The 15722-nt window shown below is 29.4% G+C and carries 20 protein-coding genes; 9 read left to right on the top strand and 11 right to left on the bottom strand.

Annotated elements, in window-relative coordinates:
* Positions 1 to 2: 2 nt before the first annotated feature.
* The 6 genes from ACMFBB_RS14840 to ACMFBB_RS14865 form a co-directional block, all read right to left on the bottom strand.
* Complete coding sequence (locus ACMFBB_RS14840) at positions 3 to 245, bottom strand: DUF3098 domain-containing protein (protein WP_435261527.1); 243 nt, start codon at positions 243 to 245, stop codon at positions 3 to 5.
* 62 nt (positions 246 to 307) lie between these two features.
* A complete protein-coding gene (locus ACMFBB_RS14845; RefSeq protein WP_435261528.1) occupies positions 308 to 1186 on the bottom strand; it encodes a cell division protein FtsX in 879 nt (292 codons plus the stop codon).
* A gap of 123 nt (positions 1187 to 1309) precedes the next feature.
* A complete protein-coding gene (mce, locus tag ACMFBB_RS14850) occupies positions 1310 to 1723 on the bottom strand; it encodes a methylmalonyl-CoA epimerase (RefSeq protein ID WP_435261529.1) in 414 nt (137 codons plus the stop codon).
* 29 nt (positions 1724 to 1752) lie between these two features.
* Positions 1753 to 2298, bottom strand: a complete 546-nt coding sequence (locus ACMFBB_RS14855) for a hypothetical protein (RefSeq protein ID WP_435261530.1) — start codon at positions 2296 to 2298, stop codon at positions 1753 to 1755.
* A gap of 2 nt (positions 2299 to 2300) precedes the next feature.
* Entirely contained in the window at positions 2301 to 2972 is a 672-nt protein-coding gene (locus ACMFBB_RS14860; protein WP_435261531.1) for a hypothetical protein, read from the bottom strand.
* Between the two features lie 113 nt (positions 2973 to 3085).
* The gene (locus ACMFBB_RS14865; protein ID WP_435261532.1) at positions 3086 to 3706 is read right to left on the bottom strand and encodes a DUF2589 domain-containing protein; all 621 of its coding nucleotides are present in this window, start codon (positions 3704 to 3706) and stop codon (positions 3086 to 3088) included.
* Between the two features lie 422 nt (positions 3707 to 4128).
* Here ACMFBB_RS14865 and ACMFBB_RS14870 point away from each other — a divergent pair, with 422 nt between their 5' ends.
* The 8 genes from ACMFBB_RS14870 to ACMFBB_RS14905 all read left to right on the top strand — a co-directional run bounded on the left by ACMFBB_RS14870 (position 4129) and on the right by ACMFBB_RS14905 (position 10177).
* Positions 4129 to 4752, top strand: a complete 624-nt coding sequence (locus ACMFBB_RS14870) for a hypothetical protein (RefSeq protein WP_435261533.1) — start codon at positions 4129 to 4131, stop codon at positions 4750 to 4752.
* 165 nt (positions 4753 to 4917) lie between these two features.
* Positions 4918 to 5412: a hypothetical protein gene (locus ACMFBB_RS14875; protein ID WP_435261534.1), complete on the top strand. Its 495-nt coding sequence runs from the start codon at positions 4918 to 4920 to the stop codon at positions 5410 to 5412.
* Positions 5413 to 5633: 221 nt separating this feature from the next.
* Complete coding sequence (locus ACMFBB_RS14880; RefSeq protein ID WP_435261535.1) at positions 5634 to 6308, top strand: hypothetical protein; 675 nt, start codon at positions 5634 to 5636, stop codon at positions 6306 to 6308.
* A gap of 227 nt (positions 6309 to 6535) precedes the next feature.
* Positions 6536 to 6967: a hypothetical protein gene (locus ACMFBB_RS14885; RefSeq protein WP_435261536.1), complete on the top strand. Its 432-nt coding sequence runs from the start codon at positions 6536 to 6538 to the stop codon at positions 6965 to 6967.
* Positions 6940 to 7692, top strand: a complete 753-nt coding sequence (locus ACMFBB_RS14890) for a sensor histidine kinase (RefSeq protein WP_435261537.1) — start codon at positions 6940 to 6942, stop codon at positions 7690 to 7692. The genes ACMFBB_RS14885 and ACMFBB_RS14890 overlap by 28 nt, the downstream gene beginning before the upstream one ends.
* A gap of 46 nt (positions 7693 to 7738) precedes the next feature.
* Positions 7739 to 8386: a response regulator transcription factor gene (locus ACMFBB_RS14895; RefSeq protein ID WP_435264317.1), complete on the top strand. Its 648-nt coding sequence runs from the start codon at positions 7739 to 7741 to the stop codon at positions 8384 to 8386.
* A 41-nt stretch (positions 8387 to 8427) separates the two neighbouring features.
* On the top strand, positions 8428 to 8823 hold the full coding sequence (rbfA, locus tag ACMFBB_RS14900; RefSeq protein WP_435261538.1) for a 30S ribosome-binding factor RbfA: 396 nt from the start codon (positions 8428 to 8430) through the stop codon (positions 8821 to 8823).
* Between the two features lie 151 nt (positions 8824 to 8974).
* Positions 8975 to 10177, top strand: coding sequence for an ABC transporter permease (locus tag ACMFBB_RS14905; RefSeq protein WP_435261539.1), 1203 nt, complete (start codon positions 8975 to 8977; stop codon positions 10175 to 10177).
* A gap of 22 nt (positions 10178 to 10199) precedes the next feature.
* On the opposite strand, the gene dusB is transcribed toward ACMFBB_RS14905, so the two are convergent.
* The 5 genes from dusB to ACMFBB_RS14930 all read right to left on the bottom strand — a co-directional run bounded on the left by dusB (position 10200) and on the right by ACMFBB_RS14930 (position 13431).
* Positions 10200 to 11192, bottom strand: coding sequence for a tRNA dihydrouridine synthase DusB (gene dusB, locus ACMFBB_RS14910; protein WP_435261540.1), 993 nt, complete (start codon positions 11190 to 11192; stop codon positions 10200 to 10202).
* 123 nt (positions 11193 to 11315) lie between these two features.
* Positions 11316 to 12194: a DUF5777 family beta-barrel protein gene (locus ACMFBB_RS14915; protein WP_435261541.1), complete on the bottom strand. Its 879-nt coding sequence runs from the start codon at positions 12192 to 12194 to the stop codon at positions 11316 to 11318.
* A complete protein-coding gene (locus ACMFBB_RS14920) occupies positions 12179 to 12562 on the bottom strand; it encodes a hypothetical protein (protein WP_435261542.1) in 384 nt (127 codons plus the stop codon). The genes ACMFBB_RS14915 and ACMFBB_RS14920 overlap by 16 nt, the downstream gene beginning before the upstream one ends.
* A complete protein-coding gene (locus ACMFBB_RS14925; protein ID WP_435261543.1) occupies positions 12540 to 13073 on the bottom strand; it encodes a YceI family protein in 534 nt (177 codons plus the stop codon). Before ACMFBB_RS14925 ends, ACMFBB_RS14920 begins: the two co-directional genes overlap by 23 nt.
* A gap of 13 nt (positions 13074 to 13086) precedes the next feature.
* The gene (locus ACMFBB_RS14930) at positions 13087 to 13431 is read right to left on the bottom strand and encodes a hypothetical protein (RefSeq protein WP_435261544.1); all 345 of its coding nucleotides are present in this window, start codon (positions 13429 to 13431) and stop codon (positions 13087 to 13089) included.
* A gap of 391 nt (positions 13432 to 13822) precedes the next feature.
* On the opposite strand from ACMFBB_RS14930, the gene lepA reads away from it, so the two are divergent.
* Positions 13823 to 15619, top strand: a complete 1797-nt coding sequence (lepA, locus tag ACMFBB_RS14935) for a translation elongation factor 4 (RefSeq protein ID WP_435261545.1) — start codon at positions 13823 to 13825, stop codon at positions 15617 to 15619.
* Positions 15620 to 15722 lie beyond the last annotated feature (103 nt).

Below are 15722 nucleotides of genomic sequence, written 5' to 3' on the forward strand. Positions count from 1 at the left end.
GCTTATTTTTTAGGATTGGCAAAAATAGCATAAATTTCTATACCAAAACCTATAATAACAAGGGTAGGGGCTAAACGTATTCTGCGCCAACTATAAATATCTGGGTTAAAAACTTTAGGGTCGTCGCTACCGCCACCAGCCATTAATATAAAACCAAGTGCAATAACTGCTATTCCAATAAGCATAATAATATAATTGCGTTTACCAAATAAAAATTCTTGTTTTGCGTTATTTTCGTTTTTCATTACTATAAATTTAGCGTGTGCATGAAGTAATTAATTAATATTGAGTCAAGCACTATATAATTTTAATAATATAAGTCGTTAGTTTGTAAGTTTAAAAATCGTTGAGTAGCAAAAAATGTACTAATCCATGTAATAAAAAAAGCAATGAATAGTACACCACCAGCAACATAGCATATTGAAATGTAATCTTTAATTAATTCAAGAGTAGGAATATAACTATCCACATAATAAATTATTATTGATAAACCAACAAAAGCAATAAAAGCTCCTAGTAGTCCTAGTTTAATACTTTGCCAAATAAAAGGTTTTCTGATAAAACGTTTGGTTGCACCTACCATTTGCATGGTTTTTATATTAAAACGTTTTGAATAAATAGATAGTCTGATAGAGCTGTTGATTAAAATAATGGCAACTAACCCAAAAAAGCCACTCAAAACTAATAACCAAAAACTCATACGTTTAATGTTTTTTGTTAGTAGTTTAACTAAAGGTTTATCGTAGTTTACTTCTGCTACAAAACTATTTTTTTTATATTTTTTTTCAAGTTCTAGCATTTTTTCAGGAGTAACATAAGTAGCATTTAAATATATGTCTACTCCGTTTTTCAGTGGATTGTCACCTAAAAATTTTAAGAAATCTTCACCTAAATCTCTCTTATACGCTTTAGCAGCTTCTTCTTTACTTATGTATGCTATGTTCTTTGTATGTGTTTCTTGTTGTATGGTTGTTTTAAATTTATCTAACTGTTCTTTAGAAATATCATCCTTTAAAAATAAAGTCATCACAACTTTTTCTTTAAAGTGATTGGCAACTTTCGTAGATTTTAGTAAAACTAAACCAAGAATACCAATCATAAAAAGAACCAAAGCAATGCTTACTACAACCGAAACATAAGAAGATTGTAAGCGACGTTTTTGAAAAGAATCAAAAGATGTATTCATTTTAATAAGTCAGTTTATAAACTCTGCAAGATACTAAATAGAAGTCAATGCTCAATGAGGAATTATTATTTAATAAGATATTGTCATTAACAGTTAATACCTCAGTTGTTATTTTATAATTGATTATATGTTAGAGTTTTCTATTTCTTGACAAAGTTCAATTAATACTCCATTTGTTGTTTTTGGATGCAAAAAAGCAACTAATTTATTGTCAGCTCCTTTTTTGGGAACTTTATTTAAAACAGTAAAGCCTTCTTTCTCTAATCTATTAATTTCTTTTTCAATGTTTTCAACAGCAAAAGCAATATGATGAACCCCTTCTCCTTTTTTTTCTATAAATTTAGCTATAGGACTATCTGCTTTTGTGGCTTCTAGTAACTCTATTTTGTTAGGACCAGATTTGAAAAAAGAAGTTTTAACACCTTCGCTAGCTACTTCTTCAATTTTATAATGTGGTTCTCCAAAAAGAGAAGCAAATAACTCATTAGATTTTTCTAAATCTTTAACAGCGATACCAATATGTTCTATTTTATTCATAGGATAAAAATAAAAAATATAGTTAGATATTATAGGTTTTCTAAATCTATTTTTTCAGCCATAATTATAATCACATCTGATCTATTAATTAGTGATAATATTTGAGAGGTTATTCCTTTTAATTGCTCGTGATTAGAACAGAAACTCCATACTTTGTTTAGAAAAACTGTAAAGTTTTCATTGGTGTCGTATTTAAATTCATTGGTTTGGTAAATAACACCTAACAATTGATTAATTAAAGTTGAAGCGTTTTCTATCTTGGTCGAATAACTAGAAAAAATTTCCCATAAATCTTGTTGTGCTTGTGTTAATAATGTAGCAGCAAGATGTGCATATTCCTTTTTTTTACTTCCATTTCCACTAGGAATAAAAGCTGTTAGCTCTCCTCTTTTTACTGAGAATTTAGATGATTCAGGTAAGTTAAGCTCTTGAAGCATTTTTTCGGTATTTAGTAACCAGCCGTTTATACTTCTGATACTTTGAGAACTTTTCTTTTCTAATTGATTTACTAAATCATGAATTTCAGAAAGTTGATTTTTTATTTTTGAAGTAATTTTTGTTATGGATTTTCTCATACTTATTCAGGTAATAATTTTGATTCTTTCTCTCCATTTTCATTTTCTGAAGTATACCATTCCATACTTTCTTCGTTTAAAGTCATTTTAATTTGAACAATATTTTCGGGTTTAATTTCATTCAATTTATGAGCCTCTACAATAACTTTTGTGTTTTGTTTTACCAACTGTCTAGTTTTGATAGAAGGTTTAAGATCAGTAGTTAATTTGTTCACTAAAGAAGTATAATCTAGTTTTTCTTTTGAAACTGAAAGAAATTTTTCGGCAACTCTCTCTGAAAATAGTTTTAGGTAAAGATCTTGGTTTTCGGTAGATTTTATGTTTTTTTCAAGTTCATCGGTTTCCTTTGCAATAACTGACCGTATGTTTATAGAGGTTTTTCTATCAAAAGAAGTAGTTTTTGAAGCGTCTTTTAAAATGGTGTAAGTTTTAGAATTAAATCCAATATTATCTATTGGTTGATATTCTTTCTCATAACTGTTTTCTAATTCACCAATAGCCACAGGAATCGTTAATTCTATGTTTTTCGCTTTAAAACGAGGAATTGAAAAATGTTTTAATAAATCATGTTTTGCAAATTTTTCTGCAATTTCTAAAGATTTTAAATCCGACATTAATCGAGCTTCAGAAACACTAGTAGCTATGCCTCCAAGGTATTCATTTAAATTGACCATAATATAAGTTTTAAAAAGAGGCTATCTAAAAAATGGTCATTACGAATGAAATGAAAATTTCTAGGAATGACGCTCAAATAATTTTTTAGATAGTTCCTCTTTGTTTGTTAATGTTAAGCAACAGCGGCAATGCTATCTTCTAACATGTCTAAAATTCTACTTAAGCCCTCAGGTAACTCGTCATTTACAGCTTTTACTTTTACTCCTAAGTTATAAGTTTTATCAACTTTTACTCCTTGTGAAGTGTTACGTTTATAAGAAGCAGAAGCTTTGAAATTTACTATTTTATAGTTGATACCTAATTCTGCACTAGCCGCAAACTCAGAAGAAACATTTCTTGTTTCTGTAGAACTTAGCCTTGCATTAAAATCAATATTAACTTCATCAATTCGTATTGAAGGAATTGTTAGCATTGTTAAAAAAGGAACTTTAATTTCTACTTCGTTATCTAAAAAGTTATTTGTAGTATTTGTAGAAGCAGGTAGGCCTTCATCTGTTAATTCTTGGGCAGTTTTGCCTACATGTGGATTAGGAACTGATTTTTTGTATTTAAAATCTACATAACGAAGTTGATCAACTGTGTTAGGGTCATTGTCTTTTTCAAAACCAACTTCTTTAATAAAGTTTACAGTAGCCATTGAGGCAGCTGTTTGTGCTTGTATTGCAGCTTGTAAAGGTTCACCTACATACACGTTAAAATCTAAACTATTCAATTCTGGAACTAAATTTGGCATAATATTTATTTTTTACCTACTCTATTTATCATTAGGCTTTTCGGTTAACGCCTTTCAGTTTTTCGAAATAACTGATGGCAAAATTCAATCAAATTAGAAATGTTTTTGTAAGTAAAACAACTATAAAGAGTATGTGATAACCCGTTTGTTTTTTAAGGTGTTTTCTCCTGAAGAAAACGTTTTTTAGTTGTTGAAAAAGAGATATCGTTTTTTTATGGAAATCTGTATGTTTTTTGTTGAAAAAATAAAGTATATTTGATGTTAAGGATTGGCTATGAATTTCCTGTAGATTTTTAATATTAACGTATACCATTAATTACACCTTATTCAAATAAAGGTGTATATGATTTTGTTGTATGTGTTATTCTGCATGAAAAAGTAGTTGCCAAAAAATAATTTTTAACTTTTTAAAATAAATTTTTATGAAAAACAAATTTTTAGTAGTTGCAACATTAGCTACCATGATTTTTACATCTTGTAACCAAGATAAACTAGTAGATGCACCGACAGACAAGCAAACAAAAGTATCTCGCCCTTACAATGCGTTAAATTACAAAGAACTAGTACCTATGTTAGAAGATTATGACAAAACAAGAAAACCAGTATTAGAAAATGCATTAGGATACGAAGATACCCGAATGAATTACTTTAGTATTGAAACTATTGAAAATTACTTAGCTTATGTAAAAACATTAGCCAAAGAGAAAGGAATTAAAGTAACAGGAATTAATTTTGTGTCTGCATCCTACCCTAAAGGAATGCATGGAAATGAAAATTACCAAACAATGGTTTTTATGCCGACAACAGAAATTAATGGCAAAAATATAAACTTTGATCCAGTACAATCTTCAAAAGGAAATGTTGTTACAGTTAAGCAGATGTTAGCGAGTTATGGATATAATTGGGTGTATGATTCGAAGGAGGATTATGATGCTAGGAATGAGCCGAATGAGTTAGTAAAACAAAACTTTAAGAATAGATCTAAGAGGAATGATGTTGAAAGTGGGACTAGTAACTTTGGAAATATAACGCCACCATACAATTAGAACATTTTTTAATTTAATATTAAAAACAAATTGATGTTATCGATTATGGTTGTTGTTTTAGTTATGATGTCTTGTTCATAAGAAAGAATTGACGAACCTTCTTAAAATGAAACAGCCGAGGTTTCAAATCCGTATAATGACCTAGACTATTTGGAGTTCGTTCTGATGTTGAAATATTATGACAAAACAAGAAAGCCAATATTAGAAAATGCTTTAGGGTTTGAAGATACCCGAATGAATTATTATTCAATAGAAACAATTGAAAATTATTTTGACTATGCAAAAGCATTAGCCAAAGAAAAAGGAATTAAAGTAACTGGAATTAATTTTATTTCTGCGGCTTACCCAGTAGATACTGAGCGTGGGATACCTAATTATCAAACAAATATGTTTATGCCAACTGTTGAGATTAATGGGAAAAATATTTGTTTTGACCCAGTACAGTCAACAAGGGATAAAATAGTTACTATGAAAGAAATGTTAAGTTACTATGGATATAATTGGGTGTATGATAGTAAAGAAGATTATGTAAATAGAAATAACCTTCCAAAAACAGAAAAACAAAATTTTAGAAGCAGAGATGTTTTGGAAGATAAAATGAGTAGTGCAGGTAATTTAAGTCATATAAAACCACCGTATGCAGAAGGACATGGTAATTAAAATATTTATAAAGGCTAACAAATTATTTTGTTAGCCTTTTTTTTAACAAACAAACAACAGTAAAATCCATGAAAACCCAATAGGGTATTAGCTTTTAGGTTTAGGGTGTTTTTCCTGATTGTTTTATGTAAAAGCTTGATTTACTTAGATTCTTATAAAATTGATTTGCTTTTCAAAAGAACAAGAGTGTATATTTGACTAGAATTAAAACCAAACGGATTATGAATAAAAAAAATATTTTACAGAAAATAATTGGAATATTCAGAAGAATTTTTTGCAAAGAATGTACTTATGAAGAGTGTTTAGAAAAGGCAAATGAAAAAGGAATTTTTTGTTACAAAGATGAGGGAAGAACAAAAGAAATGTTAAGCTACTCAGAGATTATTGAAATGCTAAAAAGTTATGATACTACTAGGATAGAGCCTATTGAAAAAGCATTAGGATATGAAGATTCTCGAATTAATACATTTGATTTTATTCAATTTAAAAAATACTTAGGACACATAGAAAATTTGAGTAGAAAAGTAAAAATTGAAATTACAGGAATTAGTTTTATCGCTACAGCAAAACCAAACCATAAAGAAGAAGAAAAGGGATATGGTAGTTTAATTTATATGCCATCAACTACTGTTAAAGGGAAACAAATTTTGTTTGATCCAGTGCAAAGTGCTAAACAAGGAAAGTTAATAACATTTAAAGAAATGTTAGTGAAACACGGATATAATTGGATTTACGATTCAGAGGGAGATTATAAAGAAGGTAAAAGAAAAGACTATAATTATAGTTTACCATCAATAAAGAAAGAAACAGTTGCTTTTAGTTTGAGAAACGGAGATGATATGGAAGAGGCAAGTGGTGCAGGGGATAGAGGCTTGCCACAACCGCCATATAAATAAAATGAGAGTTAAGAATGGTTTTTTTCTACACAGGATATATTTTGTCAGCTGTTAGTTTTGTTATGTTTTTAGTAAAATTTAAAACGACTTTTTCGGCTCAAAAAACTAATTTGTTTGTATTTTATCTTTTTTGTCTGTTTTTTGTGGAGACATTGGCTCTTTTGCTTTCAAGTTTCCAATTTAATAATTTCTTTTATAATGTATTGATTCTTTTAGAATTTAATATATTGTTATTTTTATATAAAAATATTTCTGAGGATAGGCTTACAAATAAGGTAATTAAGCTAGGTGTAGTTTTGTATAATGTAGTATATTTTTGTAGTAGTTTTTTTTATGGAATTTCAATTTTTAAAACTAAGTTAAATACTATAGCTCCAGTTTTTGGATCTTTATTTATAGCTGTTACCTTACTTTTATTTCTAAGAGAAATGTTATTGTCAGAGGATATAGTAAATTATAAAAAAAATATTTTTTTTTGGATATCAACAGGCTTACTGCTTTATTATTTAGGAACACTTCCTTTAACAGCTATATTTAATTTTATGAAAGAAGGGAGTAATTTTTTTGAGTTATATAGAATTCAACATGTTTTAACTATAGTAATGCATAGTTGTTTTATAATTGGTTTATTATGGAGTTGGAACAAGAGCAAGTTATAGTTTTAATATCAACAGTATTAGTTGTTTTTGGAGTGTTGTTTTTGATAATATTATTTACAGTTTTCCAGCGTAGAAAAAATAAATTATTACAAGAAAGAAATAGTATTAAAAAACAGTTTGAAAGAGAAATTGCAGAAACACAAATAGAAATACGAGAAGAAACTTTACGGAATATTAGTTGGGAGTTGCACGATAATATTGGGCAACTTCTAACTTTAGCAAAAATACAATTACAGCATGCGTCTCCAGATAATATGGGGGGAATAACAGAGACGATTACTAAAAGCTTAATAGAAATTAGGGCGCTCTCTAAATCTATAAATCCTGAGTTTATAAATAATATAAAATTTACAGATGCTTTACAGTTAGAAATTGAGCGTTTTAATAGGTTGAATTATATAAATGCAAGCTTAACTATTCAGGGAGAAACAAAAGAACTAAATCAAAAACACGGAATTATAATTTTTAGAGTGCTACAAGAGTTCTTTTCTAATACGATTAAACACTCTAAAGCTACTGATTTAAGTGTGGTTTTAGAGTTTAGAGACAATGTTTTAGATATTGTAGCAAAAGATAATGGAGTAGGTTTTGAAATTGAAAAAGTGTCTTTAAATGGCATAGGTTTGCAAAATATAAAGGCAAGAATTAAATTAATAAATGCCAAAGCAACTTTAAAATCTGAGCCTAAAAAAGGTACAACTTTAACAATTAATTACTATTTTTAAGCTTTCCCCAGCATCTAAACCCTAAATATAACCCTAACTTTACTATATTATGAAATATTCAGTTGTAGTCGTAGATGACCATACATTATTGTCGCAAGCTATTGAAGGAATGGTGAATACCTTTGATAAATTTAAAGTTTTATATACTTGTAAAAATGGAAAAGAAGTTTCCGATAAGTTTTTAGGATCTCCTAGAAACATTCCAGATATAGTATTAATGGATGTTAATATGCCTGTAATGAATGGTATAGAAACAACTCATTGGATTGTAGAAAATTATCCAAATGTAAATGTAATGGCATTATCTGTTGAAGATGCAGATGCTACCATTTTAAAAATGCTTAAAGCTGGTGCAGTAGGATATTTGTTAAAGGATACTCAGAAAGGAGTGCTAGAGAAAGCACTTTTAGAATTAATGGAAAATGGATTTTACCATACTAAAGAGGTTACTAATTTATTGCTAGATTCTGTATCTGGTAAAAACGGACGAAGCACTGTTAGCTTTAAAGAAAATGAATTGAAATTTATGCGGTTAGCTTGTTCAGAATTGACTTATAAGGAAATCGCTGAAAAAATGTTTCTAAGCCCTAAAACAATTGATGGATATAGAGATAGTTTATTTACCAAGTTAGATGTTAGAAATAGAGTTGGTTTAGTAATGTATGCTATAAAAAATAAACTGTATACACCATAAAATCGTTCTGTTAGGAAGAAAATATTCCCTAAATTTGCAATATGGAAGAAACAAATAGACAGCGTAAGATTGCAGGAGTATTGCAACAAGATTTAGTGGATGTTTTGCAACGAGCTGCTCAAGATGGAATGAGAGGGGTAATAATATCGGTATCTAAAGTGTCAGTTACCTCAGATTTAGGAGTAGCAAAAGTATACCTAAGCGTTTTTCCTTCTGATAAGAGAGATGAAATTATTGAAGGAGTTAAATCTAACACTCCATTAATAAGACATGAAATGGCTCAACGAACAAAAAATCAATTACGAAGAATGCCTGAGTTATTGTTTTTTGGAGATGATAGTTTAGATTATATTGAAGACATAGACAAGTCTTTGAAAGGAGAAGATATTGATCCGATTAAAAACCCAGATGTTTTACCTAAACGTCAAAAACGTTAACATTTTCAATTTTATTAAAAAATATAGACTACCTGTTATTCAGGTAGTCTTTTTTATTTGTAATTCTGTTAAGTATTGAAAATATAAAGAGAATAGTTTAAAAAAAACGCATAAATTTGAACAATCAAATTCTAATAAGCATAATTAACTATTGAAGTTTTCTTTATACATAGCTAAAAGATACTTGTTTTCTAAAAGCAGTACAAATGCGATTAATATAATTACATTCATAGCAACTTTTAGTGTTGTGGTTGGTACCATAGCTTTGTTTGTTGTTCTATCTGGATTTTCAGGTCTACGTACTTTTAGTGATTCGTTGTTAGAGGCTTCAGATCCTGCTATAAAAATTACACCTTCTAAAGGGAAGACTTTTTTGTATACAGAGAAAATTGATGAAATATTAAGAAATAATAAAGCTATTCAAGTAAGTTCAAAAATTATAGAAGAACGTGTTTCTTTAAAGTATAAAAATAAAAATCATATAGCCTATATAAAAGGTGTTGATGAGGTATATAATCAAATAGTAACTATAGATTCTTCTTTAACGGTTGGAAGATGGTTAGATTTTCAGTATAAGAATACTGCAGTTGTTGGATATGGTATTTTTTACAAACTTTCATTAGGTGTTTTAGATTTTGGAGAGCCTTTACAAATTTTTGTTCCAAAACCAGGGAAGGGGTTTATAAATCCTAATAATGCTTTCAATATAGTGAGCACTCAGGTTATAGGAGTATATTCTGGTTCCGAAGAGTTTCAAAATAAATACGTATATACCAATATCGATCTAGCTAGAGAGTTACTTAACTATTCTGAAAATATAGTAACTGGATTAGAGCTAAAACTAAAAGCTTCTTTTAACAATGCTGCTGTTAGAGATGAATTACAAAATAGTTTAGGGAGTAACTATGTTGTTAAAACCAAAAAGCAATTGAATGCATTGTATTATAAAGTAGTAAATACAGAGAATTTCATATCTTATTTAATATTCACATTGATAATAATAATCGCTTTATTTAACGTAATAGGCTCAATAATAATGATGATTATTGATAAAAGGAAAAATTTAAAAACGTTATTAAGTCTTGGAGCTAACATTAAAGAGATCAAAAATATCTTCGTATATCAAGGTTTTTTACTTGTTTTAGTAGGAATGGTATTAGGTTTAGCTTTGGGTGTAAGTTTGGTGTTAATTCAACTTCATTATGGTGTATTTATGATAACCTATAATTTACCTTATCCAGTTGAGTTTAGGTGGGTAAATTTATTAGTAGTAGCTACTACAATCATAGTTCTTGGGTACACAGCAGCTAAAATTGCTAGTTCTAGAATTTCTGTTAAGTTTATTGAAAAATAGTAAAATTTGTTTCCCGATAAATTTATAAAACAGAAGAGTCTCCAAACTTATCTTTCACCAAGTTAAAAGTGTCAAAGACATCTTTTGGGTCATCCATGGTTACCATCTTAAGACGATATTCTTTAAAGTGAGGAATCCCTTTAAAATAATTAGTATAATGTCTTCTTGTTTCAACAACACCTAAGCGCTCACCTTTCCAGTCAATAGCCATTTCTAAATGACGACGGGCCATTTCAGTGCGTTCCAAAATGGTAGGAGTAGGTAAATGTTCACCTGTTTTAAAAAAGTGTTTAACTTCTTTAAAAAACCAAGGATATCCAATAGAAGCCCTACCGATCATACAACCATCTAAGCCAAATTTATCACGCATTTCCATTGCTCTTTCTGGAGAACTAACATCTCCGTTTCCAAAAACAGGAATATGCATTCTTGGATTATTTTTTACTTCAGCAATAGGAGCCCAATCAGCATTACCCTTGTACATTTGGGCACGAGTACGACCATGAATAGAAATAGCTTTACAGCCAACATCTTGAAGTCGCTCAGCAACTTCAACTATTTTAATTGAGTCATGATCCCAGCCTAAACGTGTTTTAACAGTAATAGGTAGTTGGGTATGTTTAACCATCGCTTCGGTTAATTTAACCATTAAATCGATATCTTTTAGAATACCAGCACCTGCTCCTTTTGATACCACTTTTTTTACTGGGCAACCAAAATTAATATCAATAATATCTGGGTTGGTTTTTTCTACAATTTCTACAGAGCGTAACATTGAGTCAAGATTGGCACCAAAAATTTGAATACCAACAGGTCGTTCTTTTTCATAAATATCTAACTTCATAACACTTTTAGCGGCATCACGAATTAAACCTTCAGAAGAAATAAACTCAGTGTAAACCACATCAGCACCATTTTCTTTACATAAAGCTCTAAACGGTGGGTCACTTACATCTTCCATAGGTGCTAGTAAAAGAGGGAAATCAGGTAGTTCTATAGTGTCAATTTTAACCAAAATATTCAATGTTTTAAAGCGGCAAATATACAATATTCTCTGTCTATAGCTTATTTAAATACAAGATGTGAAAAAGTTTCCTGAAAAGGAAACTTTTAAAAGTAACAATATATAAACAAGTGATTAAAACACTCTAACTATATTAAATCCAAATACTAAATCACCACTAGCTTTGCTTATAAAGCCCGGTTCGTTAGTAGATTGCGAATTTGTAAATAATAATTGAAATACATGCCCTCCAGTTTCTATATCAATACCAAAAGCATAAGGGTTTGTGTAATTTGAGTCTTTATGTCTGTTAAAGTTATGAACATATTCAGCATTTAAGCTTATTCTTTTACTTAGTTTGTATCTTCCTCCAAAGCCTAAAGCAATTTGATTATGGTTTGCTTCTTTTACGACATCTAAAACTTGTAAGTTTTGACGAATAAAGGTTGGAGCAAATTCAAATGAAAATTCTTTTGAAAACCTTCGTGAAGCTAAAATTTGAACAGAGTAACTATATCTATCGGCATCCGTTAATGTGTAATTTGGAAAAGTTGCGTCTTTGATTTCAGTATTTCTGTTAATAGTAGTATATCCAACAAGGTTGAGTGGAAATTGATCAGATTGTTTTGTTATTCTAAATTTTGCAGTGGCAGCCAGGGTTTTTTCAAATGATTCTCTACTAATACTAAATTGAATTCCATCCCAAAAACTATATAAAAGTTCTATTTTAGTAAATGCATCATCTAAACCGAAAAAGCTATCAAATCCATTTTTTAAAGGTCCAAATCTATGAGAAACAATTAGGTATAAATCACCTTTGTCAGCAATTTTAGTAGATTGTAAATTTGCTATTTTTAATGTTTTAAATGCGGGTAAGTTAAATTTTGTTACTGGTTTTGGTTCTTTACTTAATTCATCTAGTAAATCATCTTGTGCATGTAAAGTAAAAGATGATAGTAGTAAAAAAGTGAAAGACAATAGTGTTTTTTTTACATCTATTATTTTATTATACATTGGTTTAGTTTTAATTCGTTTAGTAATTCATCGTATCCTATAATAGTACCTTTTACTGTTATTTTATCGCCCTGTTTTTTTGTTAAGTGAATATCTTTCCTTGGCTGACAAAAAATAAAATCATTTAGAATAAAGCCATTTTTTACAACAGAAGTTATTGTGCCTCCTAATTCAATTGTCTTAGTATTCCATTTATTAAAATCATGTTGAAGTTCTTCTATAAAGTTTTCTACGCTACCAGAGTAAACAGCTTCAATGTCCTCTGTTGTTTTGTGAGGCTTATATACTTGATTGTATACAATTATTCCACTTACAAGAAGTATGACAACAATGAATAATATCCATTTACTCTTTTTGTGAAAGTTCATAGTTTATAGTGATATTTATTTTGCGAGCTATTTTTTTTCTGATAATATTTGGTATTTCAATACCAAAACTTTTAGGGTTAACTGAAAAAGTTCCTTTTAAGTTAATTCTCTTATTGATTTTACTCAATAAAACAGGAAAAGAGAGTTCTTTAGAAATACCTCGAATGGTTAGTTTCCCTTTTAAAGTGTAGGTTTCATCAGAAGAAAGTTTCTCAAAATCAAAATTTTCTATTTTACCTCTAAAAATTGCTTTAGGATATATGTCAGAATCCATATAATTCTCGTTAAAATGTTCTTGCATTAACGCTACTTTAAATAAAAAAGCACTCACAAAAAGTTGAGAAGCGATGTCTCCTTTTTTAGTAAGAATAGCAGAAGTACTACTGTTAATAGCTTCAACAGGTTCAAAAGCATCAACGGATGCTTTGAATTCTGTTATTCCAGTTCGGGTAATATATTTTTGAGCAAAAATAGTTTGTCCAAAAATTAAAAATATAATTAAAAGTCTCATACGTTTTTTTAAATTACTCTATATACCCGTCAGACTTCCATTTGTCAATAATATTTTTTTTGTCTGATGCAAGTGGACCGCTAGGAGGCATTGTGTTATTGTCTATTCTAAAATGCAAACTACCATTTTGAGCAGCGTTTTTTACTTGGGTGTAATTTGTTAAAGATAATCCAGCAGCTGGATTTGAAGCAGAATGACACCCAGAGGTTGCACAACTATTATCAATAATAACTTTTACATTTTTACTGTATGTAATGTTTTCTGTGACTGGAGGGGGGATTGGAACTTCTGAAGAAGAACAGCTATTTAATACTACGGTTAATAATGAAAGTAAAAGAAAAGTAGTGAGATTTTTCATGATTAATGAAATTTAAGTTATTAGTTTTTTGTTACGTTGTGATTTTGAGTTTTTAAAATCAAAATCTTTTATTAATACAAACAAACTAAAAGTAAGTCTACTATGTATTAATAAGGTTGTTGAGAACGAAATATAAACCTATGAAAAGGAAAAAACAATGATGAATGAGATAGTGACAATTTGTGTTTTTAATGAGATGAGGTATTCACCACAGTTTTGATATTATTTATCTAGGTTTTATTTTCCTTGGAATAAATATAAGCATTTTTTTTCTTAAAATGTATTATATTTTTTAGGCCTTAGTACATAGTTGGCTAACTGTTCTTTTTTTATTTGCTTAAGCATCTAATTAACGTATCTTTGTCGGTCATCAGTATATAGATTAAGATACATGAAAAACATTAGAAATTTTTGCATCATTGCACACATAGATCACGGAAAAAGTACATTAGCAGATAGATTGTTAGATTATACAGGAGCAGTTACTGAACGTGAAAAGCAAGATCAATTATTAGATAATATGGATTTAGAACGTGAGCGTGGTATAACTATTAAATCACATGCTATTCAAATGGATTACATTCATAATGGAGAGCCTTATGTTTTAAACTTAATTGATACTCCTGGACACGTTGATTTCTCATATGAGGTATCTCGTTCTATTGCAGCATGTGAGGGAGCTTTATTAATTGTTGATGCTGCTCAAAGTATTCAGGCTCAAACAATTTCTAATTTATATTTAGCGTTAGAAAATGATTTAGAAATTATACCTGTACTTAATAAGGTAGATTTGCCAAGTGCTAACCCAGAAGAAGTAACTGATGATATAGTAGATTTATTAGGGTGTGATCCTGATGACGTAATTCATGCAAGTGGTAAAACTGGTTTTGGAGTAGATAATATTTTATCTGCAATAATAGATAAAATACCAGCACCACAAGGAAACCCCGAAGCACCATTGAAAGCGCTGATTTTTGATAGTGTTTATAATTCTTACAGAGGAATTGAAACCTATTTTAGAGTTATTGATGGTTCGATTAAAAAAAATCAACAAATAAAATTTGTAGCTACAGGAAAACAGTATACTGCTGATGAAGTTGGTACTCTTAAACTAGAACAAGTAGTCAAGAAAGAGGTTAATACTGGTGATGTAGGATATTTAATAACTGGAATTAAAGCAGCAAAAGAAGTTAAAGTAGGTGATACTATAACTGATTTTGAAAATCCAACAACTGATATAATAGATGGTTTTGAGGATGTAAAGCCAATGGTTTTTGCTGGGATTTACCCTGTAGATACTGAAGATTATGAAGAATTACGTAATTCAATGGAGAAATTACAGCTAAATGATGCTTCATTAGTATTTCAACCTGAAAGCTCAGCCGCTTTAGGTTTTGGTTTTAGATGTGGTTTCTTGGGGATGCTTCATATGGAGATAATTCAAGAGCGTTTAGAACGTGAGTTTAATATGACTGTAATTACTACAGTTCCTAACGTTTCTTACCATGCATACACAAAGAAAAATCCTGATGAGATTATTTTATTGAATAATCCGACAGACTTACCTGATCCTTCAAGATTAGATAGGGTAGAAGAGCCTTACATAAAAGCTACTATAATTACAAAATCTGATTTTGTTGGTCAAGTAATGAGTTTATGTATAGAAAAAAGGGGAGAAATAGTAAATCAAACGTATTTAACCACAGAAAGAGTTGAGTTGACTTTTGATATGCCTTTAGCCGAAATTGTTTTTGATTTTTATGATAGATTAAAAACGGTATCGAAAGGGTATGCTTCCTTTGATTACTCTCCAATAGGAATGAGACCATCTAAGTTAGTACGTGTAGATATATTATTAAACGGGCAACCGGTAGATGCTCTTTCGGCTTTATTACATGCAGATAATGCGTATACAATAGGTAAGAAAATTGTAGAGAAGTTAAAGACGTTAATTCCAAGACAACAATTTGATATTCCTATTCAAGCAGCTATTGGAGCAAAAATTATAGCAAGAGAAACAACTAAGGCTTTACGTAAGGATGTTACTGCAAAATGTTATGGAGGTGATATTTCTAGAAAACGTAAATTATTAGAAAAACAGAAAAAAGGAAAGAAAAGAATGCGTCAGGTTGGTAACGTAGAAATTCCACAGGAAGCATTTATGGCTGTTTTGAAACTAAATGACTAATAAATAATTTAGCTATTGTTTTTAGGGCTTTATTTTTTGCTTTTGATTTTTTTTTATGCTTAAAATTGATATAAAAATTAAAGAAGCTTTATAAAATAAAAAT

It is taken from the genome of Tenacibaculum sp. nBUS_03 (assembly GCF_051201695.1).
Taxonomy (GTDB): Bacteria; Bacteroidota; Bacteroidia; order Flavobacteriales; family Flavobacteriaceae; genus Polaribacter.

What these genes read in the sequence shown, in the direction of transcription:
- ACMFBB_RS14840 (WP_435261527.1), bottom strand. Translation starts at nt 245, where the DNA reads ATGAAAAACGAAAATAACGCAAAACAAGAATTTTTATTTGGTAAACGC.
- ACMFBB_RS14845 (WP_435261528.1), bottom strand. Translation starts at nt 1,186, where the DNA reads ATGAATACATCTTTTGATTCTTTTCAAAAACGTCGCTTACAATCTTCT.
- mce (WP_435261529.1), bottom strand. Translation starts at nt 1,723, where the DNA reads ATGAATAAAATAGAACATATTGGTATCGCTGTTAAAGATTTAGAAAAA.
- ACMFBB_RS14855 (WP_435261530.1), bottom strand. Translation starts at nt 2,298, where the DNA reads ATGAGAAAATCCATAACAAAAATTACTTCAAAAATAAAAAATCAACTT.
- ACMFBB_RS14860 (WP_435261531.1), bottom strand. Translation starts at nt 2,972, where the DNA reads ATGGTCAATTTAAATGAATACCTTGGAGGCATAGCTACTAGTGTTTCT.
- ACMFBB_RS14865 (WP_435261532.1), bottom strand. Translation starts at nt 3,706, where the DNA reads ATGCCAAATTTAGTTCCAGAATTGAATAGTTTAGATTTTAACGTGTAT.
- ACMFBB_RS14870 (WP_435261533.1), top strand. Translation starts at nt 4,129, where the DNA reads ATGAAAAACAAATTTTTAGTAGTTGCAACATTAGCTACCATGATTTTT.
- ACMFBB_RS14875 (WP_435261534.1), top strand. Translation starts at nt 4,918, where the DNA reads ATGTTGAAATATTATGACAAAACAAGAAAGCCAATATTAGAAAATGCT.
- ACMFBB_RS14880 (WP_435261535.1), top strand. Translation starts at nt 5,634, where the DNA reads ATGAATAAAAAAAATATTTTACAGAAAATAATTGGAATATTCAGAAGA.
- ACMFBB_RS14890 (WP_435261537.1), top strand. Translation starts at nt 6,940, where the DNA reads ATGGAGTTGGAACAAGAGCAAGTTATAGTTTTAATATCAACAGTATTA.
- rbfA (WP_435261538.1), top strand. Translation starts at nt 8,428, where the DNA reads ATGGAAGAAACAAATAGACAGCGTAAGATTGCAGGAGTATTGCAACAA.
- ACMFBB_RS14915 (WP_435261541.1), bottom strand. Translation starts at nt 12,194, where the DNA reads ATGTATAATAAAATAATAGATGTAAAAAAAACACTATTGTCTTTCACT.
- ACMFBB_RS14920 (WP_435261542.1), bottom strand. Translation starts at nt 12,562, where the DNA reads ATGAACTTTCACAAAAAGAGTAAATGGATATTATTCATTGTTGTCATA.
- ACMFBB_RS14925 (WP_435261543.1), bottom strand. Translation starts at nt 13,073, where the DNA reads ATGAGACTTTTAATTATATTTTTAATTTTTGGACAAACTATTTTTGCT.
- ACMFBB_RS14930 (WP_435261544.1), bottom strand. Translation starts at nt 13,431, where the DNA reads ATGAAAAATCTCACTACTTTTCTTTTACTTTCATTATTAACCGTAGTA.
- lepA (WP_435261545.1), top strand. Translation starts at nt 13,823, where the DNA reads ATGAAAAACATTAGAAATTTTTGCATCATTGCACACATAGATCACGGA.